The 23,959-nt window shown below is 60.6% G+C and carries 23 protein-coding genes and 3 tRNA genes; 1 reads left to right on the forward strand and 25 read right to left on the reverse strand.

All coding sequences use genetic code 11. The features are described 5' to 3' along the window. Nucleotides 1-4 precede the first annotated feature (4 nt). The 7 genes from ABVS03_RS02140 to ABVS03_RS02170 form a co-directional block, all read right to left on the reverse strand. Nucleotides 5-283 (reverse strand): hypothetical protein, encoded by a 279-nt coding sequence (locus tag ABVS03_RS02140; RefSeq protein ID WP_330971919.1) that lies wholly within the window; start codon nucleotides 281-283, stop codon nucleotides 5-7. After that, nucleotides 280-2,274 carry an ATP-binding cassette domain-containing protein gene (locus ABVS03_RS02145; RefSeq protein ID WP_368017838.1) on the reverse strand — a complete coding sequence of 665 codons (1,995 nt, stop codon included), beginning with the start codon at nucleotides 2,272-2,274 and terminating at the stop codon, nucleotides 280-282. Before ABVS03_RS02145 ends, ABVS03_RS02140 begins: the two co-directional genes overlap by 4 nt. A gap of 11 nt (nucleotides 2,275-2,285) precedes the next feature. Further along, on the reverse strand, nucleotides 2,286-2,666 hold the full coding sequence (locus tag ABVS03_RS02150; RefSeq protein ID WP_368017839.1) for a VOC family protein: 381 nt from the start codon (nucleotides 2,664-2,666) through the stop codon (nucleotides 2,286-2,288). Between the two features lie 119 nt (nucleotides 2,667-2,785). Beyond that, nucleotides 2,786-3,571, reverse strand: a complete 786-nt coding sequence (locus ABVS03_RS02155; RefSeq protein ID WP_368017840.1) for a tyrosine-protein phosphatase — start codon at nucleotides 3,569-3,571, stop codon at nucleotides 2,786-2,788. Between the two features lie 61 nt (nucleotides 3,572-3,632). Then, nucleotides 3,633-3,708: transfer RNA gene (locus ABVS03_RS02160), tRNA-Ile, on the reverse strand. 47 nt (nucleotides 3,709-3,755) lie between these two features. After that, nucleotides 3,756-3,830 (reverse strand) — tRNA-Val (locus ABVS03_RS02165). 115 nt (nucleotides 3,831-3,945) lie between these two features. Next, nucleotides 3,946-4,021: transfer RNA gene (locus ABVS03_RS02170), tRNA-Ala, on the reverse strand. A 225-nt stretch (nucleotides 4,022-4,246) separates the two neighbouring features. Here ABVS03_RS02170 and ABVS03_RS02175 point away from each other — a divergent pair. Next, on the forward strand, nucleotides 4,247-4,627 hold the full coding sequence (locus tag ABVS03_RS02175) for a hypothetical protein (protein WP_368017841.1): 381 nt from the start codon (nucleotides 4,247-4,249) through the stop codon (nucleotides 4,625-4,627). 106 nt (nucleotides 4,628-4,733) lie between these two features. Here ABVS03_RS02175 and ABVS03_RS02180 read toward each other — a convergent pair whose 3' ends face one another. The 18 genes from ABVS03_RS02180 to ABVS03_RS02265 form a co-directional block, all read right to left on the reverse strand. Next, nucleotides 4,734-6,431: a proline--tRNA ligase gene (locus ABVS03_RS02180; protein ID WP_368017921.1), complete on the reverse strand. Its 1,698-nt coding sequence runs from the start codon at nucleotides 6,429-6,431 to the stop codon at nucleotides 4,734-4,736. Nucleotides 6,432-6,592: 161 nt separating this feature from the next. Continuing rightward, the gene (gene ispG / locus ABVS03_RS02185; RefSeq protein ID WP_368017842.1) at nucleotides 6,593-7,681 is read right to left on the reverse strand and encodes a flavodoxin-dependent (E)-4-hydroxy-3-methylbut-2-enyl-diphosphate synthase; all 1,089 of its coding nucleotides are present in this window, start codon (nucleotides 7,679-7,681) and stop codon (nucleotides 6,593-6,595) included. Between the two features lie 8 nt (nucleotides 7,682-7,689). Further along, complete coding sequence (locus ABVS03_RS02190) at nucleotides 7,690-9,063, reverse strand: RIP metalloprotease (protein WP_368017843.1); 1,374 nt, start codon at nucleotides 9,061-9,063, stop codon at nucleotides 7,690-7,692. 1 nt (nucleotide 9,064) lies between these two features. Continuing rightward, nucleotides 9,065-10,267 carry a 1-deoxy-D-xylulose-5-phosphate reductoisomerase gene (gene dxr, locus ABVS03_RS02195; protein WP_368017844.1) on the reverse strand — a complete coding sequence of 401 codons (1,203 nt, stop codon included), beginning with the start codon at nucleotides 10,265-10,267 and terminating at the stop codon, nucleotides 9,065-9,067. Further along, nucleotides 10,264-11,214 carry a phosphatidate cytidylyltransferase gene (locus tag ABVS03_RS02200; protein WP_368017845.1) on the reverse strand — a complete coding sequence of 317 codons (951 nt, stop codon included), beginning with the start codon at nucleotides 11,212-11,214 and terminating at the stop codon, nucleotides 10,264-10,266. Before ABVS03_RS02200 ends, dxr begins: the two co-directional genes overlap by 4 nt. Beyond that, on the reverse strand, nucleotides 11,211-11,996 hold the full coding sequence (locus ABVS03_RS02205) for an isoprenyl transferase (protein ID WP_330971928.1): 786 nt from the start codon (nucleotides 11,994-11,996) through the stop codon (nucleotides 11,211-11,213). The genes ABVS03_RS02200 and ABVS03_RS02205 overlap by 4 nt, the downstream gene beginning before the upstream one ends. Continuing rightward, entirely contained in the window at nucleotides 11,997-12,542 is a 546-nt protein-coding gene (gene frr, locus ABVS03_RS02210; RefSeq protein ID WP_368017846.1) for a ribosome recycling factor, read from the reverse strand. Nucleotide 12,543: 1 nt separating this feature from the next. Next, on the reverse strand, nucleotides 12,544-13,266 hold the full coding sequence (gene pyrH, locus ABVS03_RS02215) for a UMP kinase (RefSeq protein WP_330971930.1): 723 nt from the start codon (nucleotides 13,264-13,266) through the stop codon (nucleotides 12,544-12,546). 158 nt (nucleotides 13,267-13,424) lie between these two features. Next, complete coding sequence (gene tsf, locus ABVS03_RS02220; RefSeq protein WP_368017847.1) at nucleotides 13,425-14,297, reverse strand: translation elongation factor Ts; 873 nt, start codon at nucleotides 14,295-14,297, stop codon at nucleotides 13,425-13,427. 42 nt (nucleotides 14,298-14,339) lie between these two features. Further along, nucleotides 14,340-15,092, reverse strand: coding sequence for a 30S ribosomal protein S2 (gene rpsB / locus ABVS03_RS02225; protein WP_330971932.1), 753 nt, complete (start codon nucleotides 15,090-15,092; stop codon nucleotides 14,340-14,342). A gap of 244 nt (nucleotides 15,093-15,336) precedes the next feature. After that, a complete protein-coding gene (gene xerA / locus ABVS03_RS02230; protein WP_368017848.1) occupies nucleotides 15,337-16,266 on the reverse strand; it encodes a site-specific tyrosine recombinase/integron integrase in 930 nt (309 codons plus the stop codon). Then, nucleotides 16,263-17,591, reverse strand: coding sequence for a methylenetetrahydrofolate--tRNA-(uracil(54)-C(5))-methyltransferase (FADH(2)-oxidizing) TrmFO (gene trmFO, locus ABVS03_RS02235; protein ID WP_368017849.1), 1,329 nt, complete (start codon nucleotides 17,589-17,591; stop codon nucleotides 16,263-16,265). The genes xerA and trmFO overlap by 4 nt, the downstream gene beginning before the upstream one ends. Next, nucleotides 17,588-18,490: a DNA-processing protein DprA gene (locus tag ABVS03_RS02240; RefSeq protein ID WP_368017850.1), complete on the reverse strand. Its 903-nt coding sequence runs from the start codon at nucleotides 18,488-18,490 to the stop codon at nucleotides 17,588-17,590. Before ABVS03_RS02240 ends, trmFO begins: the two co-directional genes overlap by 4 nt. Further along, nucleotides 18,487-19,005, reverse strand: coding sequence for a hypothetical protein (locus tag ABVS03_RS02245; RefSeq protein WP_368017851.1), 519 nt, complete (start codon nucleotides 19,003-19,005; stop codon nucleotides 18,487-18,489). Before ABVS03_RS02245 ends, ABVS03_RS02240 begins: the two co-directional genes overlap by 4 nt. Before the next feature lie 150 nt (nucleotides 19,006-19,155). Beyond that, nucleotides 19,156-19,935, reverse strand: a complete 780-nt coding sequence (locus ABVS03_RS02250) for a ribonuclease HII (protein WP_368017852.1) — start codon at nucleotides 19,933-19,935, stop codon at nucleotides 19,156-19,158. A gap of 62 nt (nucleotides 19,936-19,997) precedes the next feature. Continuing rightward, nucleotides 19,998-20,342 carry a 50S ribosomal protein L19 gene (gene rplS, locus ABVS03_RS02255; RefSeq protein WP_330971938.1) on the reverse strand — a complete coding sequence of 115 codons (345 nt, stop codon included), beginning with the start codon at nucleotides 20,340-20,342 and terminating at the stop codon, nucleotides 19,998-20,000. 192 nt (nucleotides 20,343-20,534) lie between these two features. Beyond that, entirely contained in the window at nucleotides 20,535-23,294 is a 2,760-nt protein-coding gene (gene ppdK, locus ABVS03_RS02260; protein WP_368017853.1) for a pyruvate, phosphate dikinase, read from the reverse strand. Between the two features lie 196 nt (nucleotides 23,295-23,490). Beyond that, nucleotides 23,491-23,871, reverse strand: coding sequence for a kinase/pyrophosphorylase (locus tag ABVS03_RS02265; protein WP_330971940.1), 381 nt, complete (start codon nucleotides 23,869-23,871; stop codon nucleotides 23,491-23,493). Between the last annotated feature and the right edge of the window lie 88 nt (nucleotides 23,872-23,959).

The raw sequence follows: 23,959 nt of genomic DNA on the forward strand, positions 1-23,959 counted from the left end.
AGGGCTAGATGCGCCGGGAAAGCCAGGCGCAAAGGTGCGAGAGAGCAGTCGAGGCTGCTGCCATGATCAGGAAGTCGCCGCGCAGGCTTCCTCCTGTCGGAAGCGGAAAGACGAGCATGCCGCGCCAGACAGAAGGCACGAAGGCTGCAGCCGCATTCGTGAATCCGACCAGCAGGAGGCGGTTCGTTCCCGCATAGAGCGCAACAGCAAGAACGATAGCCACCCATATGATTGCCATGACCCTGAAGGCCAAAGACAGGATAGGGAGCGCTCTCTCTTTCACTCCTGGCCCGCCTCCTCGATCTTCGTCGAGAGCTCGAGCCACTCGTCCTCGAGGGCCGGAATCTTCTTGCTGAGCGCCGTGTATTCCTTCATGCACTCATCGAACTTCTTGGCATCGTTGTAGAGCTCCTCTGATGCCATCTCAGCCATGAGCTCGTCGTAGCGCTTGCGGGCAGGCTCGAGGGCTGCCTCGACCTCCTTCAGGCGCTTGCGCTCCTTCCTGAGCGCACGGTTGAGCGCATTTCTGGCCTCTGCCTCGGCGCGGCGCTGCTCCTTCGTCTTCACGTTGCGGCCAGTCTGCTCCGTTTCAGGCACAGGCGCCTTCTTCTGCGGAGCCGCCACGACGCCGGAGCCTTCCTCGTCCTCGGCGGCACGCGCCTCGAGCTCTGCCTTCTTCCAGAGGTAGTACTCGTAGTCGCCGTCGTAGATCGTGACCTTGTGGTCGCGGACATCGATGACCTTGTTCGCGACAGCACGCACGAGATGCTCGTCGTGGCTGATGAGGACGATCGTGCCCGGGAAGTCCTTCAAGGCCTCCTCGAGGACATCGACCGAGTCGATATCGAGGTGGTTTGTCGGCTCGTCGAGCAGAAGCAGGGGATCTGGCTTCACGAGCATCTTGGCAAGTGCCAGACGCGCCCGCTCGCCGCCGGAAAGGACGCTCACGTGCTTGTCCACATCGTCGCCGTGGAAGAGGAAGGCACCAAGCAGGCGCCTCTCCTCCGATGTCGTCCAGCCCGGTGCCACTGCATCGATCTCCTGGAGCGCCGTATGCGCAGGATCGAGCTCCTCGAGCTGGTGCTGGGCGTAGTAGGACTCCGTCACGTTCTGGCCCAGCTCGACCGTGCCCTCATCGGGAGTGAGCTTGCCATTCATGAGCTTCATGAGCGTCGACTTGCCGGCGCCATTCGGGCCCACAAGCGCCACATGGTCGCCACGGTAGAGGCTCACATTCACATGGTCGTAGACATGGTTCGTACCGAACGATTTCGCGACATCCTTCATGGCAATCACGGTATCGCCTGTGCGCGGAGGATCGGGGAACGAGAAGTGGACCTGCTTCTGGCCTTCCGGCAGGATCACCAGCTCCTTCTTGATTTCCTCGATGCGCTTCATGCGCTCCTGCGCCTGTGCTGCCTTCGTCGGCTTGTAGCGAAACTTGTCGACGAAGACCTGCATATGGGCAATCTCGCGCTCCTGTGCCGCACGCTTCGCACGCATCTGCTCGAGGTTGTCCTCGCGCTGCTTCAGGTAGGAGTCGTAGTTGCCGACATAGGTCTGGATCTTGCGGTTCTCGATCGAAGCCACATGGCTCACGCAGGCATCCATGAAGGAGCGGTCGTGCGAGACGATGAGGACTGCTCCATCATACGAGGAGATGAAGTGTTCGAGCCACTGGACGCTTTCGAGGTCGAGGTGGTTTGTCGGCTCGTCGAGGAGCAGCAGGTCGGGATGGCGGAGAAGGAGCTTCGAGAGCGCGATGCGCATCTGCCAGCCGCCCGAGAAGTCGACGGCAGGCTTGTCGAAGTCCTCGACAGGAAAGCCGAGGCCAGCGAGAATCTGGCGGGCTCGGGCATCGAGCTCATAGCCGCCGAGGTGCTCGAAGCGCTCCTGGGCATGTGCATAGTCCTCGAGCATATGGTCGAGGGCAGGCCCTTCCGGCGTGTTCGAGATCTCCCTTTCGAGCTCGTGCACGCGCTTCTCCCAGCGCCTGATTTCGGTTGCCGAATCGATGACCTCCTGGAGAGCTGTCTTCGTGCCGGAGATCTTCGTCTCCTGCTCGAGGTAGCCGACCGTCGTATCCTTCGCGAAGGAGACTGTTCCCTCATCAGGCGTCTCCTGACCCATGAGGATCTTGAGGAATGTGGTCTTGCCTGCTCCGTTAGGGCCGACAAGCGCCCAGCGCTCGCCAGCATTGAGCTGCAAGGTAGCGGCCGCGTAGAGAACGCGGCCGCCGAATGACTTTGTGATCTTGTCCGCAAGAACTATCACGTGGAAGACTCCTACTTCTGCACGGTCAGATGGATTGCGAATCCAGCGATCTCATGCTTGAAATACACAAGGTATGTCGAGCCGTCCGGATTCTTCACGCGGGAATCCTCGTTGATCTCGAAGCCGCGGGACTTGAACCACTTCTCCGCAGCGGCGATATCGTCCACGTGGAAGCCGATATGGCCCTTCGTGCCACGGCCACGGCCGGGACGCATGACCTCGATAAGGTCGCTCGCGAAGACGGAGGCCGGCGAGATGACCTGACGGGCAAGGCCCATAAGGTCGGAGAATTCCTTCACGATGGCCTCGGCCTCCTCGTCAGACGAGGCGTTGATGCCGACATGTGCCACATACATGCCGAAGAGCTGCTTCGGATCTTCGCTTTCTGCCATAGCGTCCCCTTTCCGGACTTTGCCTTAACCAAAGAGTATAAGGTACGGAAAGCACGTCTGCGAAAACGCCACGTGAAGTACAGGGAAGCGCCTGGAGCTGCAGCTTTGCTGAGGCTCTCTCAGCCCTCGAGATGCTCCCGCACGGCACGTCTCGTCTCCGGCATGATGCCGCAGGAGTCGAGATAGGTATCGGCCGATCCATATCCTGCAATGAGCAGGTCCCAGGTCTCCGATATCGCCTTGATGCGGCTCTTGAGCTCGGGGCGCACGCGCATCTTCTCGGGAGGCTTTCCGGACATGACCGCCTTGTCGACCTCGCGGGCGCCACCAAAGGAGTAGGAGTAGTCGCAGATGATGTGGTCGCGGTCGACGCCGCAGAGGCCCAAGAGGAGCATGGAGGTCACGCCGGTCCTGTCCATGCCAGCGGCACAGTGGAAGAGCACGCAATCATCTGCGCCTGCCTCTGCGAAGAACTCGAAGATCTCCTTCACGGCAGGCTTGTTCGCAAGGATTGTGCAGTAGCTCTCGGCGAGATATCCCGCAGCACCCGTGCGGGGCATGAGGTAGGGATCGCTCATGTTGTAGTCGAAGAGCGGCACATTGATCCAGGAGATGTCAGGATCTTCTGCAAGCGGGCCATCGCCCCGGGCCACTTCGGCCTCTCCTCTGAGGTCGACGACACGCGTGACGCCGTAGCTCTTCAGGAAGTCGCAGTCGGCAGCTGCGGCTGTGTCCAAGGCACCCGAACGGAGGAACCGGTGAGGTAGCGTGAGTCCGCCTTCAGCAGGATATCCGGCAAGCTCGCGGAGGTTGAAGATCGATGTCGCATCCTCGAGGCCGAAGGCATCGCTGTCCTGCGTGCCGGATTCCGCATTCTTGCCATGCCGCTTCAGGAACTCGAACATCGGCAGACCATCCTTTCCACAAAAAAGAGGCCAGCAGCGCTGGCTGCCGGCCTCGATCTTCTGGTGGGCCCAGCAGGATTCGAACCTGCAACCCAGGGATTATGAGTCCCCTGCGCTAACCGTTGCGCCATGAGCCCGAAATAGAGAAAAAAGGCGACGGCCTGAGCCGCCGCCCTCATATTCCTGGTGGGCGATGCTGGATTCGAACCAGCGACCCCTTCCGTGTGAAGGAAGTGCTCTACCCCTGAGCCAATCGCCCGTGCGGGAGTGATATTAGCAGATTCAGCCTCTTCAGTCCATCCAGCCGGATGAAATGCAGCGCCTCGCTGCCCTCCCATAGCAAGCAGGCCACTAAGTGGCCTGCGGAGTAATCATGGTGGAGAATAGGGGATTCGAACCCCTGACCTCGTGACTGCCAGTCACGCGCTCTCCCAACTGAGCTAATTCCCCATGCGGTGCGGGAATTACTATAACAGAAGCTCGATTCCGGTCAAGCACGATTTTCGCAAGTTTGCGCCTTCACGCTTTCTCGACATGCCGGAAACCGCTGTCCAGCCCATCCGCTCCCCTGCGCGTGATGCCCTTCAGGCGCTATTTGGCCCGAACACGGCTTACGCACAGGCCAATGTGGTACAAGGACCTAGAAGCTCGATTACACCTGAAAGGAATCATCCTATGACAGAGAATCAGAAGTTCCTGAAGATCTGGAGCCTTGCCAGCATGTTCGCAGGCCTTGTCCTTGCTATCGTCGGTATCGTCGCTGCCTGCCTCGGCAATGGCATGGCATACGGCGTGCTCGGCGTGGACGGGCTCGTATGCGCCATCTCCGGCTTCCAGGGAGCACGTGCTGCCAATACGCCGTCTCGCACGAAGGGCATCATCCCGATCTATATCGTGGCCTGCGCCCTCGGCGTCGTCTCTGTCATCCTCTATGCCGCAGGCCTCTTCGCACCCAATCCAGGTGTCGTCTTCCCCTTCCTTGCCATCCTCGTCCTCGCCGATGGTCTTATCGGCGCTCTTGCCGGCAACCGCGTCTATCAGGAAAGCCTGAAGTAGCGCTTCCGCGAATAGGTACAGAAGGCGCCCAGAAGCCTCTGAGAGCTTCTGGGCGCCTCTTTCATTCGCTGTATGTCTGACGCAGCGTCTTCAGTGCCTTCAGTGCTTAGGCACGCTTCGAGACGATGGCCTCGACGAGCTCGTCGACTGCATCATCGATTGCAATCTCCTGGCGCTCGCCCGTTGCGCGCTCCTTGATTTCGACGACACCGTTCTTGATGCCACGCTTGCCGCAGACGACCTGATACGGGAAGCCGAAGAGGTCTGCCTCGTTGAACTTGACGCCTGGACGCTCCTTGCGGTCATCGACGATGACCTCGATGCCCCGCTCGACAAGCTCGCCGGCAAGCTTCTTTGCGATCGGCCACACGAGCTCGTCATGCGTATCGAGCGGCACGATCTCCACCTCGTAGGGAGCGACGCTCACCGGCCAGATGATGCCGTGCTCGTCGTGGTGCTGCTCGACGATGGCCTGCAGCGTCCTGCCGACGCCGATACCGTAGCAGCCCATCTGGAACGGCTTCTCCGTGCCATCCTCATCCGTGAACGTGGCGCCCATGGTCTCGGAGTACTTCGTGCCGAGCTGGAAGACCTGGCCGACCTCGATGCCACGAGCGATCTTGAGCGCAGCGCCGCAGTGCGGGCAGAGGTCGCCCTCCTTTGCGGTGATCAGGTCTGCCCAGTTCGAGATCTCAAAGTCGCGTCCCTGCTTTGCATGGATGTAGTGGAAGTCCTGCTCGTTGGCGCCGACAGCCCACCACACGGAGCTCCTGAGCGTCTCGTCGGCGTAGACCTTCACGTTCTCAGGCAGGCCGATCGGCCCGATGAAGCCCTTCACAAGGCCATACTCCTTGAGCTCTTCGTCGGACATCAGGTGATACTCGCCGAAGACATGGCCTGCCTTCACGTCGTTCAGGTCATGGTCTCCCGGCACGAAGACGACGACCGGACACTTGTCGCCGTCGACGAGGGCAAGCGCCTTGCGCGTGCCTGCCTCGGGGACCTTGAGGAAGGCAGCAAGATCTGCGATGGTGCTGCAGGAGGGCGTCTCTACCTTCTCGAGCTCTCCAGCCTCGCCCTCGACGAGGCTGATCTTGGCCGTTGCCGCCTCGGTGTCTGCTGCAAAGCCGCAGGCATCGCAGTAGCAGATCTCGGCCTCGCCGGCATCGGCAAGCGCCATGAACTCGACGGAGGTGTCGCCGCCGATCTGGCCGGAGTCGGCCACGACCGGAAGGGCCCTGAGCCCGACACGGCGGCAGAAGTTTGCATAGGCTTCCTTCTGCTCCTCGTAGCACTCGCGCATGGACTCGACGCTCGCGGAGAAGGAATAGGCATCCTTCATGATGAACTCGCGGGAGCGCATGAGGCCGAAGCGCGGCCTGCGCTCATCGCGGAACTTGTCCTGGATGTGGTAGAGCATGACAGGCAGCTGCTTGTAGCTCTTGAGCTCGTTCGTCACGAGATCGGTATAGGTCTCCTCATGCGTGGGGCCCAGCGCATACTCATGGCCATAGCGGTCCTTGAGACGCATGAGCTCGGGGCCATAGGCATTCCAGCGGCCGCTCTTGCGCCAGAGCTCGGCGTCGGTCAGGATCGGCGTCATCATCTCCTGGCAGTCGATCTTGTCCATCTCGTCGCGGATGATGTTCTCGATCTTCAGAATCGATCTCCAGGCAAGCGGCAGATAGGAATAGAGGCCGACCGAGCCACGGCGAATCATGCCGGCACGAAGCAGCAGCTTGTGGCTGGCAAGCACGGCCTCCGTCGGGTCTTCCTTGAGGGTCGGCGCATAGAGATTGCTCATGAGCTTGTAGGTATTCAATGCATGTCCTTTCGGCATCCCACACATACGGGTTTCATTCTAAGCCTTTTGAGCTGCCGGATGGCCCATCGATGCCGCTCTTGGACACAACCACATGCCGGAGAGAAGAAAGGCTCCCGCAGGAGCCTTTCTGGAAGTTCCCCTTATTCCTTTGCCTGCGCCTCAGGGAAGCGTTCCTTGATCTCATCGAAGAGCGCATCGACCATCTGGTCTTCAGGCACCTTCTTGAGCGGCTTTCCCTCGAGGAAGAGAAGCCCCTGCCCCTTGCCGGATGCGATGCCGATGTCGCAGCTCTTTGCCTCGCCCGGGCCATTCACGACGCAGCCCATGACAGCGACAGAAATCGGTGCCTCGATCTTCGAGAGGCGCTTTTCCACCTCGTCGGCAAGGCCGATGAGGTTCACCTGGCAGCGTCCGCAGGTCGGGCAGCTCACGAGCTCAGGATGGAGACGACGCATGCCAAGGGCCTGGAGAAGCTCCCAGGCAACGCGCACCTCCTCTTCGGGCTCAGCCGTGAGCGACAGGCGGATCGTATCTCCTATGCCCTCCTCAAGAAGGATGCCTACGCCGACCGAGTTCTTCACGGTGCCCTGTCTGAGCGTGCCTGCCTCGGTCACGCCGACATGGAGCGGAATGTCGGGGAGCTCGCGCGAGAGTGCACGGTAGGTCGCAAGCGTCGTCGGCACATCATGTGCCTTGGCAGAAAGGACGATATCCTTGAAGCCTCGATCCTCGAAGTGCTCGACGAAGGAGACCGATGAGGCCACAAGCTTTTCAGGCAGCGTCAGCTTCTCGTCAGCGTCCACCTTCGGGTCGAGAGAACCAGCATTGACGCCGATGCGGATCGGGATGCCAGCCTCCCCCGCCGCCTCGATGCAGGCGTCGACCCGCTCCCAGGAGCCGATGTTTCCTGGGTTGATGCGGAAGGCGGCAGCGCCGCGCTTTGCCGCCTCGATAGCAAGCTTGTGGTCGAAGTGGATATCTGCAATCACAGGAAGCGGAGACCTAGCGCAGATCTCCTCGAAGCCATCGAGCGCTCCGGCATTCGGGATAGCGACACGGATGATCTCGCAGCCCTCAGAAGCCAGGCTCTCGATCTGTGCCAGCGTCGCCTCTGCATCATCGGTCTTCGTCGTGCACATCGACTGCACCGATACCGGCGCGCCGCCGCCGACGGCGACCGTACCTACCTGCACCTGGCGTGTTCTTGTACGTGCTGCTTTTTCGCTCATGCCTGCATCTACCCCACTACGAATCTCAGGATGTCATTTCTGAGTACAAAGACGAACACGAAGAGGAAGAAGGCAAGCCCTGCATAGGAGATGCCGATCTGCGCCTTCTGGGGAAGGTTCTTCCTCACGATCTTCTGGCCGATCTCGATCACGATCTTCCCGCCATCGAGCGGGGGGATCGGCAGGAGGTTCATGAAGCCAAGCGACATAGAGATCATTGCCATGAACAGCATGAGCTCCCAGACGCCTTCGGATGCTGCCTCTGATGCCATGACCGATATGCCCATGACGGAGGTGGACTCGTTGAGCACCTGCATCGTCTGCGATGGCCTGATGAGCGATATCGCAGCATCTGCCACCTGCTTCGCATAGGAGACCGAAGCCTGGAAGGAATCGGCGATGCTCAGATGCACGGTCTTCGAGGGTGCGACGATGCCAAGCGTCGAAGATGGCGCGCTCTCATCCTGATCGACATAGAGCGTCTGTGCGGCTCCATCGCGCTCGATCTCGAGCGTGAAGTCAGAGCCATCTGCAAGACAGGGCTGGAGCGCCGATACGAGGCTCTGCCAGTCCGTGACTTCCTCGCCATTTATTGCCGTCACGGTATCCCCCGCCTCCAGGCCCGAGACTTCAGCAAGCGAGCCTGAGACGACCTGTCCGATCGTGTTCTCGTTCACGCTGACCGTGACGCCTACAAGCGAGAAGCCAGCCATAAGGACGACGAGAGCAAAGATGAGGTTGATAAGAGGACCTGCGAAGAGCGTGAAGACGCGCGCCCAGAAGCCGTGGCCTGCATAGGTATGGGACTTCTCGGCCGCAAGAAACGATGCAGCATCCCCTTGAGGAAGCCTTGCCTCCCCTGCCTCGGTCGCGCCCGGAAGCGTGAAGTCGCTTTCGCGGTCATACTCCGTAAGGCACTTTGCGTCCCTCTTCACGGTCTGGAAGGCTTGAGGCCAGTCGCGCTGTCCCGGCTTCTCGCCGAGCTCAGGGTTGTAGTAGGGATCGATTGATGCCCAGTCGACAAGCATCGAGAGCATCCCATAGGCTTCATCCTCGGTGCAGCCAAGCTCGGACGCAGCCTCTTCGGCGCTCAAGCGCCCTTTCTGCTGCACAAGCCAGAGCATGTCGGCCAGACGCTCGTGAGGCTCGCCTTCCATGCCGCAGATGCGCGTATAGCCGCCCAGAAGTATCGGTGTGACGCCGACCTCCGTGCCATAGCGGCGGCTCTTGCGGAACAGCTTGAAGCGGCAGGGCATGCCGAGATAGAACTCGGTCACGCGCATGCCGCACATGCGGGCAGCAAGGAAATGCCCGCCCTCATGGATGAAGACAAGGAATGAGAGGGTGATCAACCCCCAGAAGACAGCAGATGCGACGCTCATGCTAGCGCCTCCTCCCGAGATAGCTGCGTGCAGCTGCACGGGCGCAGGCGTCGACCTCCTCGAGCTGCTCGACACTCTCGACAGGCTCGATCTTCGCGCCATCCATCACGGCACGGACGGTGTCCTCGATATCAAGGAAGCCGCAGGAACCATGGCGGAAGGCAGCATTTGCCACCTCGTTCGCTGCATTCATCACACAGGGAAGCGTACCCCCTCGGCGATATGCCTCTCTGGCAAGCGCAAGGCACCCGAAAGTCTGCATATCTGCTTCGCCGAACGTGAGCGGCTGCTCTTTGCCCCAGGAGACGCGCTCTGCCTCGGGCGATGCCCAGCGTCCAGGATAGCTCAGGGCATAGCGGATGCAGCTCCTCATATCGGAAGCACCCATCTGCGCCTTCACGGAGCCATCGACAAACTCCACCATCGAGTGGATGCGGCTCTGGCGCTGGATGAGGACATGCACCTGCGCCTCGTCCACATCGAAGAGACGGCAGGCTTCGATGACCTCGAGGCCCTTGTTCATGAGCGTCGCAGAATCGATCGTGATCTTCGATCCCATGGACCATGTCGGATGCGCCAGCGCATCCGCGACGGTCACTTCACGCAGACGCTTGCGCTCCATCCCATAGAACGGACCTCCCGAACAGGTGAGCCAGATCGTCTCGATAGTGCCCTTCTCCTCCCCCTGAAGGCACTGGAAGATGGCGGAGTGCTCTGAATCGACCGGCACAAGCTGGCCCGGCTGAAGGAGCGGCATGATGAGGTCGCCGCCGACGACGATGGATTCCTTGTTCGCGTAGGCAAGGCGCTTTCCCGCCTTGGCTGCGGCATAGCTCGATTCGATGCCAGCGAAGCCGACGACCGCCGATACGACGCAGTCCACATCGTCCCTGGTCGCAAGCTCTACGAGCGCTTCAGGGCCGACGAGCACCTTCGTGCCCTCGGGCAGGTCTTCGAGCGCAGCATCATGGGCATGGGCCGGATCGGTCACGGCAATGAGGCGGCAGCCGAACTCGCGCGCTGCGGCTGCAGCGACATCGGTCCTCGTGTGTACCGAGAGGCAGACGATTTCGGTCTTGTCCCTGTGATGCCTCACGACATCGAGCGTCTGCGTGCCGATGGAGCCCGAGGCCCCAAGCACAGCCAGACGCAGCTTCCTTCCTTCCGGCACCAAAGCCGTCTCAGAAGTCGTCTTCAAGCTCAAAGGATTCCTCCTAGGAAAAGTATGAAATAGGCCGCAGTCGCACCGAAGAGCATGGAGTCGGAGCGATCGAGAAGGCCACCGTGGCCAGGCATGATGTTGCCGGAATCCTTGACGCCGACACCGCGCTTGATCCTGGACTCGAAGAGATCGCCAACAACGCCGCCGATGCCCGAAAGAAGGCCGCCCGCAAGGGCCAGCGGCCACGTGACGCCACAGACATGGAGCGCTGCAGTCAGGAGCCAGACGATGAGAGAGGCGCACATGCCGCCGGCAAAGCCTTCCCATGACTTGTGCGGGGAGATGCGTGGCGCCATCTTATGGCGTCCGATCCTCGACCCGACCAGATAGGCCATTGCATCATTTGCCCAGATGGAGCCCATGACGCCGAAGGCAAGGAGCGCTCCTTCGAAGCCGGGGTCCACATTCCTGATGAGGACGACGCTCGAGAAGAGGAAGCTCGTATAGATCGGCCCGAAGATCGTCGTCGCGACATCGGCGATGTTCGCACGTGGCGTCACGACATACCAGCCCGCGACAGCGAAGCAGAGGATGATGAGAAGGGCCATGAGCGACTGGTAGCCATTGAACTGCGCAGCCAGAGGGAAGAGCACTGCCGCGCCAAGGCCGATGGCCTCGTTCGGCATCCTGCCAGACATGCGGCACATGCGGAAGAACTCGGAGCAGCACAGCCATGCCATGCCCGCCACGAGAATCATCGTCGCATGAGGGCCGATGAAGAGGCCTGCAAGCACGACGATCGCGTAGATGATGCCGGAGGTCGTCCTCGTCAGGAGCTTCTCCGTGCCGAGGCGCACCTTCTGGCCGCGGAGCGTTCCCGCAATGCGGGCAGGCTCTTTCGCCTGGCGCTTCCGCTCGAGCGAATCGATGCCGCGGTCAAGTCCACGGCTCTCCCCGCTGTGTCCGCTCTCCCCTTCATGTCCGCTCATGCGTTCTGGACCCCTCCGAACCGCCTGTTCCTCCCCTGGAACGAGCGGATGGCGCGCAGGAAGTCCCAGCGCGTGAAGTCGGGCCAGAAGACATCGGTTGCATAGAATTCGGTATAGGCAAGCTGCCAGAGCAGATAGTTCGAAAGCCTCAGCTCGCCGGACGTCCTGATCAGAAGATCGGGGTCGGGAAGCCCTGCCGTATAGAGATGCGAGGAGAACATATCTTCATCGATCTCTTCCGGCGCAATGCTCCCGGCGCAGGCGGCCTCTGCAAGCTGCCGAGCCGCACGCACTATCTCCTTGCGTGCACCATAGTTCACGGCAAGCGCGAACACCATGCCTGTATGATCAGCGGTCTCGTCGAGGCCCTCCTGGAAGACGTCACGCGTCTCCTGAGGAAGCGACTCGATGTCGCCCAGGAAGCGGAGCTTCACGTTCTCCTGGTGGAAGAGCGGAAGCTCATGCACCAGCGTTGTCGCGAAGAGATGCATGAGGAGATCCACCTCATGCTGCGGACGCTTCCAGTTCTCGGTCGAGAAGGCATAGACGGAAAGCACATCGAGGCCAAGCCTGACGCTCGTCGTCACGGCTTCGCGCAATGATGAGACGCCTGCGACATGGCCTTCGGAGCGGTCAAGGCCACGCGCCTTCGCCCAGCGGCCATTGCCGTCCATGATGATCGAGACATGACGCGGGATGCGCGCAAGATCGATATCGGAAAGGGCAATATCGTCTGGCGCATCCGCATAGTAGGCTTGAAGCTTTTCGGAATCGATCTGCACCTAGATCTCCATCACTTCGGCAGTCTTCGTCTTGAGCATAGAGGAGACCTTGTCCACATAGGTATCGGTGAGCTTCTGGATGGCCTTCTTCTCGCGCTTCACGTCGTCCTCGGAGTAGCTGTCATCCTTCTCCGCCTTCTCGTTCGCATCGCGGCGGACGTTGCGGATGGAGACCTTTGCCTCCTCGGCGTACTTCTGGCACTCCCGGACAAGCTCCTTGCGGCGCTCCTCCGTCGGCTGCGGGAACGGAAGCCTGATGCACATGCCGTCGTTCGACGGGGTAATGCCGAGATCGGATGCCTCGATGGCCTTCTCGATCGAGCGCAGGGACGACTTGTCCCACGGCTCGACGACGAGCGTGGCAGCCTCGGGGACCTTGACGCCAGCAAGCTGGGTCACAGGCGTCTTCTGGCCGTAGTAGTCAACCATGATGTCATCCAGCACATGCGGGTTTGCCCTGCCTGTACGGACACGGGAGAAATTGTCCTGGAGTGCCTTCAGGCACTTCTCCATATGGCTCTTTGCGTAATCGGTGATCTCGCTCACTCTATGCCTCCTCTACGACGGTGGTGCCAACCGGCTCGCCACACAGCGCTTTCTTGATGACGCCAGGGGTCTCGATGTTGAAGACCAGGATCGGCATGTGGTTGTCATGGCAGAGCGCCGTGGCAGTTGCATCCATAACTTTCAGGTCCTTCGTCAGGACATCGAGATAGGTGATGGTATCGTACTTCTTCGCATCCGGATACTTCACAGGATCCTTGTCGTAGATGCCATCGACCTTCGTTGCCTTCATGAGGACCTCGGCATTGATTTCGCAGGCACGAAGCGCTGCTGCAGTATCCGTCGTGAAGTAGGGATTTCCGGTGCCAGCCGCAAAGATCGTGATGCGGCCCTTCTCGAGGTGCCTGATGGCACGGCGGCGGATATAGGTCTCTGCGACCTGGCGGATCTCGAGGGCGCTCATGACGCGGCAGTCCATCCCATGATGCTCGAACGTATCCTGCAGGGACAGGCAATTGATGACGGTAGCCAGCATGCCCATGTTATCTGCCTGGGCACGGTCCATGCCCTGTGCCGCTCCGGAGAGCCCACGGAAGATGTTGCCGCCGCCGATAACGATGGCAATCTCCTCGCCGTCTTCCCAGATCGGCTTTATCTCTTCAGCAAGCCTGTTCATTACCTTGGGGTCGATGCCGAAGCTCTGGGAGCCCATGAGGGCCTCGCCTGAAAGCTTGAGGAGCACCCGCTTATACTTGTAGCCGGACAAGATATCCTCCACTCAGCTCAATCCTATGCGTGTCTTCGGGCACGCAGGTCAATAGGTGATTGTACCAAAGCGGCGCATATATGAACGGGCCCAGCAGGACCAACGGTCTCGCGCCATAAAAAAAGAGCCGGCCCGAAGGCCGGCTCTCATATTTCGAACTACTCGCCAAACTCGAAGCGGTCGAACTTCACGACCTCGATCGTGTCGCCGAGGGACTTGGAGACCTGGCTTGCAAGCTGGCCGACCGTGACGTCGGGATTCTTGACGAACTCCTGCTCGGTCAGGACGGACTCCTTGTAGAACTTCTCCATGCGGCCCTGAGCGATGCGCTCCTGGATGGCCTCGGGCTTGCCGGACTCGGCTGCCTGTGCCTTGTAGATGCTCATCTCGTGCTCGATGGTCTCGGCAGGGACATCCTCGCGACGAGCGCTAATCGGGTTCACAGCTGCAACGTGGAGTGCGACGTCGTGGGCGAACGTCTTGAACTCCTCGCTGGCGCCGGTCTCAGGCTTCGTGAAGGAGAACTCGACGATGACGCCGATCTTGCCGCCGTTGTGGATGTAGGAGCCGAAGGCGCCATTTTCCGTGGAGCGGGCAACGAAGCGCAGGACCTTCATGTTCTCGCCGAAGAGGTGGATCTGCTCGGTGAGCTCGTCAGCGACAGTCGTCTCGGCCATCGGAAGAGCCTTCAGAGCGTCGACGTCAGCAGGGTTGTTCTCTGCAACGACACCAGCAAGCTTCGTGGCGAAGCCGACGAACTTCGGGTTCGTGCCGACGAAGTCGGTCTCGCAGGAGAGCTCGAGAAGAGCTGCCTTCTTGCCATCCTCAGAGATGAAGGCAGCGACGGTGCCCTCGTTCGTGTCACGGCCAGCGCGCTTGACAGCCTTTGCGACGCCCATCTTGCGAAGGACATCGACGGCCTTGTCGATGTCGCCATCAGCCTCGACGAGTGCCTTCTTGCACTCCATCATCGGGGAGTCAGTCATCTCACGGAGCTGCTTGACCATGGCGGCGGTGATCTTGGTTGCCATGTGACCTCCTTAAAGCGTAGTTACTTTGCGGTTTCCAGCTACTTACTCTGCAGCAGGTGCCTCTGCAGCCGGCTCGGCTGCACCTGCCATCTCGGCCTCGGTGATCTGCTCCTTGCCCGTGCCAGCGAGGATTGCGTCGGCAACAAGCTCGGTCAGAAGGGCGACGGAACGGATAGCGTCGTCGTTTGCAGGGATGCCGTAATCGATCACGTCAGGATCGGAGTTCGTGTCGAGAAGGCCGACAACAGGGATGTGAAGGCGGTTGGCCTCGCGGACAGCGAGCTCCTCGCGCTTCGTGTCGACGACGAAGAGAGCCTGCGGAAGGGACTTCATATCACGGACGCCACCGAGGTTGCGCTGGAGCTTCTCGAGCTCCTTGCCGAGCACAGCCTGCTCCTTCTTCGGGAGCGTAGCCATGCGGCCGTCCTCGACCATGGCCTCGAGCTCTTCCATGCGGTCGATACGGGAACGCATCGTCGTGAAGTTCGTGAGCATGCCGCCGAGCCAGCGCTCAGCGATGTACGGCATGCCGCAGCGCTCGGCCTGGGTCTTGATGGCCTCCTGAGCCTGCTTCTTCGTGCCGACGAACAGGATGGTGCCACCCTTGGCAGCGGTCTCCTTGAGGAACGTGTATGCCTGGTCGGCATCGATGACCGTCTGCTTGAGGTCGAGGATGTAGACGCCGTTGCGCTCGCCGAAGATATAGGGCTTCATCTTCGGGTTCCAGCGACGCGTCTGGTGGCCATAGTGGCAGCCAGCCTCGAGCAGGGTCTTGAGATTGATCTTGACAGCCATGTTCAAACCTCCATTGGTTCTTCCTCCACGTGATGTCAGCCCCGGAGCACCACCCTCAGCCTGGCTTATGGCTGCGGGCACCATGGCCTCCGAGTAGTCACGTGTGCGACTTTTGCCGTGCGGACGCACAGCAAGTACTTAGTATAGCAGCGCTTCTGCTTCCCGTCTCTGGCAAATGCTCTTCACGGGTCCTGCATGATTTTTCAGACGCAGGACGAAAACTTCCACGCAGTCTCCACAGATTCTACCCCCTCGGATGCGCCGTGTGCGTCGCATCCTTGAGACGGTCGATCGAAAGATGCGTATAGATCTGCGTCGTCGCAAGCGATTCATGTCCCAGGAGCTCCTGGACGCTCCTCATATCGGCACCGCCTGAAAGCAGTTCCGTCGCGAAGGCATGTCGGAGGGAGTGGGGCGTATAGGTCGGATCGATCCCCGCCTCGGCCGAAGCCTCTCTGAAGCGCCTGCGCAAGGCATCGGCACTCATGCGGCGTCCGCGTGCGGAGAGAAAGAGTGCATCTGTCATCACGGGGCTCTCCTTTGCAAAGAGCGGCCGCGCTTCCCTCTCGTAGCGCTCCACGGCGTCAAGGGCGCTTCTATATATGGGCACGATGCGCTCCTTCGAGCCCTTGCCGAAGAGGTGCACAAGCATCTGGTCAGAATCGATATCCTTCCGATCGAGGGCAGAAGCCTCTGAGATGCGGGCGCCAGTCGCATAGAGGAGCTCGAGGAAGGCCCTGTCCCGCAGGCCTTCTGGCGTCTCGGGACAGGCCTCGATGAGACGGTCAGCCTCGCTGTCCGTCATTGCATGGGGCAGGCGCTTTGCGCGTTTCGGGCCAGAGACGGCCTCAGCCGCATCTGTCGCGATCTTCCCCTCGCCCAGGAGCCACTTGTAGCAGGAGCGCAGCGCGCTCAGGTGCCTGTCGATCGTCGTCGTGGCATATCCTGCACGCTTGAGCTCGAAGAGGTAGCTCCTGAGCTGGCGGTGCGTCACCTCATGCGGAAGCACTCCCTCACGCTTCGTCCAAGCGATGTAGGCAGCAAGGTCTGTGCGATAGGCCCGCACCGTCTGGGGCGAGAGGTTCCTGATCTCGCCGAGGTACTGCAGGAATTCTTCCGCTTCGTCCGCAAAGCGCGTCTGGTCCTCCGTGCGGGCATCCGCAGCCTCTGTCATGCTTCCTTCTCGAAGAGATCTCTGCGCTCTTCCATGAAGGCATCCATCTGAGCAATGGCACGGTCACGGTAGGCCGCATAGCGTTCGCGCTTCTTGAGCGACTGGTCTGCAAGAGGTGGCACGAGACCGAAATTCACATGCATCGGCTGATAGTCCTTCGTCTCCGGATCGGTCGCGTAGGCGGCAAGCGCACCGAAGGCTGTCTCGGGCGGAAGCGTGACGAGAGGCTTGTCCGTGATGTCTGCGTAGGTATTGAGCGCCGCAAGCAGGCCCGAAGCGATAGCCTCGACATAGCCTTCCGTGCCGCAGATCTGCCCGGCAAGGCGGATCTTCGTGCCAGGGATGCCGAAGGTACGGTCGAGGACCTTCGGCGATTCGACGAACGTATTTCTGTGCATGACGCCGTAGCGGAAGAACTCTGCCTCCTCAAGTCCTGGAATCAGGCGGAAGACCCTTTTCTGCTCGGGCCAGGTAAGGTTCGTCTGGAAGCCCACCATATTGTAGGCAGTGCCAGCCTTGTTCTCGGCTCTCATCTGCACGGCCGCCCAGGGACGCCTGCCGGTACGTGGATCCTTGAGGCCAACCGGCTTCAAGGCACCGAAGCGCAGGGAATCGACACCCGTGCGTGCCACTTCCTCGACCGGCTGGCAGGCGCAGAAGAGATCTGACTGCTCGAAATCGCGAGCAATCACGCGCTTGGCCGAGATGAGCTCGTCGTAGAACCTCTGATACTCCTCCTTGTCCATGGGGCAGTTCAGGTAGTCCCCTGAGCTCTCTTCCTCGTAGCGCGACTGCGCAAAGACACGTGTGCGGTCGATCGTCTCGGCGTCGACGATGGGGGCTGCTGCATCGAAGAAGGAAAGCGCTGCACCGCCGAGCTTGTCAGACAGTGCCTTGAAGAGCGCATCCGAGCAGAGCGGGCCCGCGGCGATGACAGCAGGGCCTTCCGGCAGCTCGCACACCTCTTCGCGGACAAGTTCGATCAGAGGCTCCGCCTCGACCATCTCGGTCACCGCTTCCGAGAACCCATCGCGGTCCACGGCAAGCGCGCCGCCTGCCGGCACTGCATGCTCCTTGGCAGCAGCCAGGACATATGACCCCATCGTCTCGAGCTCGTGCTTGAGGAGTCCGGCTGCACTCTCGAGCCGTGTCGCCTTGAGCGAGTTCGAGCAGACAAGCTCAGCACAGCGGTCAGTATGATGTGCCACCGTATTGTTCGTCGGGCGCTGCTCATAGAGCTTCACAGGCACGCCCCTATGGGCGAGCTGCAATGCGCATTCCGACCCTGCAAGTCCTGCTCCTACGACTGTGACCGTATCTGTCATCCGTCTGGCTCCGCTTCCATGAGGCGATACGCCTTCTCGCTCGGGGCGAAGCATCCGTCCGGAAGCTTCGTCACGAGCCCCATCTCTTCATAGGATGAGAGCGTATCGGCGACTGTCAGTTCATCGAGACCTATCTTACCCGCGAGATCCTGCGGGCGCATCGGAGAGGCCACGAGCGCCGAAAGAACACGTCCCCAGGCTGGCATGCCAGACCGGGTGAGCCTGCGTTCGCATCCATAATCGCTCGAGAGCACCTGCTCGAGGCCGAGCTCGTCTGCGATGAGGCCGCAGCCATTCTGGATCAGATAGTTCGTTCCCTGGGAAGTCGGCGAGAATATCGAGCCTGGCACGGCGTAGACGCTTCGCCCCATCTCCATGGCAGCCTCCGCTGTTCCCATGGTCCCGGATTTCCTGCCTGCCTCGCAGACAATGAGGACGGGCGAGAGTGCAGCAATCAGGACATTGCGCTTGGGAAACGTATAGCGCTTTGGCCCTTCGCCCCACCTTTCAAGCGAAATGACACAGCCAGCGCCTTTCCTTGCCGCTGCAAAGATATCATCCGAAGACCTTGGGTAGACACGGTCGGCGCCGCATCCTGAGACGATGACCGTACGTCCGCCTGCCTCGAGCGCTCCCCTGCTTGCCTGGGCATCGCAGCCAAGCGCCCCTCCCGAGACGATGCAGATGCCTGCCTCAGCCGAGACCCTTCCTGCCATATGCGCGACCTCGAGCCCATAAGGTGTCGCTCTCCGGGCCCCGATGATGGAGATGCAAGGCCCTTGGAGCGCCTCCGGGTCCCCTATGCCGTAAATATGCGGCGGCGTCTCATAGCCTTCCTGCACCAGTGCCGGATAGCCGGCATCATCTGGATCGAGCTCGAAGCGTTCCTCCCCGCTCATCGCAGACTGCCTTCGTCTTCATCTGAGCAGTAGAAGGCAAGCTGGTCTGGCTCGTCCGACCAGAAATAGACGCCGGCAAGATGGCGGATGCGCGCATGCTTCGGAGCGAAGATGCCCAGCGCCATCAGGTCGTAGCGCACCGAAGGGACGCGATGGTCTGCAAGCCACAGGAGCGCTTTCCTGCGGCAGCGCCAGAAGTCGTCCGACGTGACCGTCAGTTCTGGTATGGACATCTGCTCTTCGATATCGGAGACAGATACCATGTCCGCAAGGATGGTCTCGCCGTCAAGCGTGCAGCAGATATCCGGCGTATCCTTGCTTCCATCTCCCAGAGAGAGGATGTCTGCCTCCCGGTAGCGGAAATAGGATGCAGCGATGCGTATGCCCTGTTGATGGAGCGAGGCGCCTTCTTCGGTGCCTTCATCTCCAGCATGCCAGAAGACCGCCGGCCTTCCGCCGAACTCCCTGGCTTCCTTTTCGTCCAGCTCTTCTGCGCCATTCCCACGCTCTGCCATAGAGGCTCCCTTCTTTCGCTGAAAGGACTATGGCAAAGACGTCTTGCACAGATAGAAGCCTTCGCTGCCACGGACCTCGCAGGAAGCTGGCAGCTACCCCAGAGGTGCTGGTCAGAAGCATGGCTGCAAGCAGCTCAGGCAGAGAAAACATCAGAAGAGCCTGGTGCCCTCCACAAAATTGCTGCAGAACGATGCCCGGTGATAGGGTGTGAGGCCATATTTCCTGATGGCATCGATGTGCTCCTTCGAGCCATACCCCTTGCAGGCATCCCACCCGTAGGCAGGATATTCCTCCGCAAGCTCGCACATGAGATGGTCTCGCGTGACCTTGGCGACGATGGAGGCTGCAGCGATGGCAGCGATGCGTGCATCGCCCTTCACAAGGGTCTTCTCCTTCGGGTGGACATGCACCGGGTTGCCATCGATCAGGACGCAGTCAGGCTCGACACCGCAGGAAGCGATCGCCTCTGCCATGGCACGCCTCAGGCATGCCGACATGCCGAGAGCATCTATCGTCTCGGGCGGGATATGGGCCATGCCGATAGCGATGGCGACATCTGCAATCTCTGCCGCAAGCACTTCCCTCTTCTCTGGCGTCAGCTGCTTCGAATCATTGAGGCCCCAGATCTTGGGATCTGCTGGCAGGATGACGGCACCGACGGTCAGAGGTCCTGCTATGGCGCCACGTCCGACCTCGTCGACGCCGATGACAAGCCCAGGGCCACCGAGCTCTTCCTGGAGGGCATACATCTGCTCGACACGCTCACGTTCTGCTGCCTCCTTCTCGTGCCGTCTATCTGCGCGCGCAAGCGCGTCCTGGACCTGCTTTCTGCTGTCATCCCTATAGAGCTCTTCGAGGGCGCCAAGCTCCTCGAAGCTCGCCCCATGCAGCTTCCGCGCTATATCGCGTGCAGGCTCTCTCTTCTCCACCAGCGGCTCCCTCTATAGCAGAAGAGGGCCTCATCGGCCCTCTTCCTTCCGTGCTTGTGTGCTTAGGCACGCTTCTCGCGGATGCGAGCAGCCTTGCCGACGCGGTCGCGCAGATAGTAGAGCTTTGCGCGGTTGACCTCGCCGTGACGGACAACCTCGAGCTTGGCGATCTTCGGGGAGTTCACCGGGAAGGTACGCTCGACGCCGATACCGAAGCTAATCTTGCGGACCGTGAAGGTCTCGCGTGCGCCTGCGCCGCTCATGCGGATGACGTCGCCCTGGAAGACCTGAATACGCTCGCGGTCGCCTTCCTTGATGCGGTAGTGAACCTTCACATTGTCGCCGACGAGGATCTGCGGAATGTCTTCGCGGATCTGCTGACGCTCGATAGCGCGGATGTAGTCCATATTCGTTCCTTGTCTCTAGAGGTGCCGACGCTCCTGCGAACGACACATAGGTTTACACACAAGATGTGATTATACGGCAGGTCTGGCTCCGCCACAACAGAAACATGACTGCAGATAACCTGCACAATCCAAGATAGCACAAAGGGAGGGACGCTCAGCGCGTCCCTCCCTTCAATCAGTCAGGCGATATGCCTACTTGGCAAGCGTCTTTGCGCCGCCGTTGGACTCGATCTTTGCCTGTGCCGCAGCAAGACGTGCGATAGGCACGCGGTACGGCGAGCAGGACACGTAGTCGAGGCCGAGGTCGTAGTACATGTGGATGGACTCAGGATCGCCACCGGTCTCGCCGCAGACGCCGCAGACGATGTTCGGGTTGCCCTTGTGGCCACCCTTGACGCCCATCTCGACGAGCTTTGCGACACCCGGATCGAGCGTTGCGAACGGGTTCGTCTTGACGATCTTCTTCTCGAGGTAGAGCGGCATGAATGCGGACTCGACGTCGTCACGAGAGAAGCCGAGGCAGGTCTGCGTGAGGTCGTTCGTGCCGAAGGAGAAGAAGTCTGCGTGATGAGCGATATCCTCGCTCATGATGGCAGCACGCGGAAGCTCGATCATCGTGCCCACGGGGATGTCAAGCTCGACGCCGTACTCGTCGGCGACCTTCTTGACGTTCTCCTCGACGACACCACGGACGATCTCGATCTCGCGCTCGAAGCCGACAAGCGGAATCATGATCTCCGGCTTCGGGTTCAGGCCCTGCTTGATGAGCTCGGCTGCTGCAGAGGCGATTGCCTTGACCTGCATTACGTTGAGCTCAGGATAGACGAGGCCGAGACGGCAGCCACGAAGGCCGAGCATCGGGTTGGCCTCCTGGAAGGAGTCGAGCTTTGCCAGGAGCTGGCGCTTCTCGGTGCAGTCCTTTCCAGCATCCTCCTCCTTGGTAATCTCGACTTCAAGATCGCGCGGGTTGTCGAGGAACTCGTGCAGAGGCGGGTCAAGGAGACGGACGATGACGGTCTTGCCGTCCATGGCCTTGAACATGCCGAGGAAGTCGCCCTTCTGGGCAGCACCGAGCTTCTCGAGGGAGTCAGCCTTGACGGCGTCGTCCTCTGCGAGGATGAAGTTCTGGATGAGCTGCTTGCGATCGCCGAGGAACATGTGCTCGGTACGGTCGAGACCGATGCCCTCTGCGCCGTTGTCAGCAGAGAGCTGTGCATCTGCCGGGTTGTCGGCGTTTGCACGGACACCGATGACGCGGCCGCGCTCCGAATCCTTGCGGATCTCGTCGGCCCAGTCGAGGATGGTCTCGAGGTCGCCGCCGAGCTCTGGACGTACCAGAGGAACCTCGCCCAGGATGACATCGCCGGTCGTGCCGTCGATGGAGATGACGTCGCCCTCGTGGAGCACGACATCGGTGCCGGAGACGGAGACCATCTTGTTAGGAGCATCGATGTTCAGTGCCTCGACGCCGCAGACGCACGGCGCGCCCATGCCACGAGCGATGACTGCTGCGTGAGAGGTCTTGCCGCCGTGAGACGTCAGGATGCCCTCAGCTGCAACCATGCCTTTGAGGTCGTCAGGCGTGGTCTCCCAGCGGACGAGGATGCAGGGCTTGCCTGCCTCCTTGAAGGCCTCTGCATCGGCAGAGGAGAAGACGACGCCGCCGGTTGCTGCACCAGGAGAAGCGTTGAGGCCCTTGGCGAGGACATCGTACTTTGCGGACTTGTCGAACTGCGGGTGCAGAAGCTGGTCGAGCTGCTCAGGAGCGACGCGCATGACAGCCTGCTCCTTGGTGATGCGGCCCTCTTCATACATCTGGATGGCGACCTTGAGAGCGGAAAGTGCAGTGCGCTTGCCGACACGGGTCTGGAGCATCCAGAGCTTGCCCTGCTCGATGGTGAACTCGAGGTCCATCATGTCTGCGTAGTGGTCCTCGAGGATCTCGAAGACGTGGTAGAGCTCCTTGCCTGCCGCCTCGAGGCCCGGGGTCTTCGGGAGGTCGGAGATCGGCTGGGTGTTGCGGATGCCAGCCACGACGTCTTCGCCCTGAGCGTTGACGAGGAAGTCGCCGTAGCGCTCGTTGGAGCCGTCAGCAGGGTTGCGCGTGAAGGCGACGCCGGTTGCGGAGGTGTTGCCCTTGTTGCCGAAGACCATGACCTGGACGTTCACGGCCGTGCCGAGATCGTCGGGGATCTTGTTCTGCTTGCGGTAGAGGATTGCGCGCGGCGTGTTCCAGGAGCCGAAGACTGCCTGCTCTGCAAGGCGGAGCTGCAGGTACGGATCGGACGGGAAGACAGCCTTGCCGCCCTCTGCAACCTCGGGATACTTCTCTGCGTCGACGTTGTCGGCGAAGATCTGCTTGAAGGTTGCGACGAGGTCCTTGAGGTCGTCTGCATCGAGCTCGGTGTCGAGCTTGACGCCCTTCTCGGCCTTCTTGGCGTTGATGGCATCCTCGAAGAGCTGGCCATTCACGCCCATGACGACGTCAGAGAACATCTGGACGAAACGACGATAGGAGTCCCATGCGAAGCGCGGGTTCTGGGTCTGCTTGATGAGGCCCTGGACGGAGTCATCGTTGAGACCGAGGTTCAGGACCGTGTCCATCATGCCCGGCATCGAGAACGGTGCACCGGAACGGACGGAGACAAGCAGAGGATCCTCCTTGTCGCCGAGCTTCTTGCCCATGCGCTCCTCGAGATCCTTGCGGTAGATATCGATCTCGTCGAGAACGCCATCAGGCCACACGTTGCCAGCACCAGAGTAGGCGACGCAGGTCTGGCAGGAAATCGTGAATCCTGGAGGGACAGGAAGACCGATGTTTGCCATCTCTGCAAGGTTTGCACCCTTGCCGCCCGTAATCCACTTCGCTTCGTCAACGGTCTTGCCTGCGACCTCGGTCACATTGTTGCCGTTGGCGTCCTTGCCGAAGCGATACACATGCTTCTCAGCCATAGCACTCCTTAAACAACTTGTACTTGCCGTCTATCAAGAAGATGCCTGCCGCAGTTACCCGAGGCAGGCATCCACTGATCACGTTTTTTAGTATATCCAAGGAATGCAGTGCGCTATGCCAGAATGGTTTTTTAGCCGTTAACGGATTTACGCTTGATTTCGTTAACAAGTTGTGATTCTGACATGCTAGCTCTGATTACTGGCGGTTGCGCAGAGCGCCGACCTCCTCGGACGGCTCGACACCGGTGAGGCCGGACAGCACCGTGATGGCCGGACCCATGAGGTCGATCGAAGGGATGCCCCTCGACTCGCAGGCATCGCGGACCTCGCGGCGGAGCGCCGAGGTGCCGATCGTATGGAACACTGCCATCGGGCGGTCGGACTCCATCTGCTCGTCCAGGAACTTCTCGACCTCTTCGATCGTGCGGACCCTGGTCAGGCGGACGACGTCGACGAGATCCTTGTCGAACTGCGCCTCGGCTGCGTCTACGACGGCAGAAGCGGTGGTTCCGAGAGAGTCAGAGATAACAAGGACCTTGGCCTTGGGGGGCTGGTAATCGAGCTCAAGAGTGTCCATGCCCGATTCCTCCTTCGAATTCGAACGAATACGTGCAATGCTAGATTAGAGGATATGTCAGGCGGTGCAAGTGCTGCACCGCCGAAAT

Origin of the sequence: Olsenella sp. AGMB03486, assembly GCF_040884255.1 — a bacterium.
Classification (GTDB): domain Bacteria; phylum Actinomycetota; class Coriobacteriia; order Coriobacteriales; family Atopobiaceae; genus Olsenella_L; species Olsenella_L kribbiana.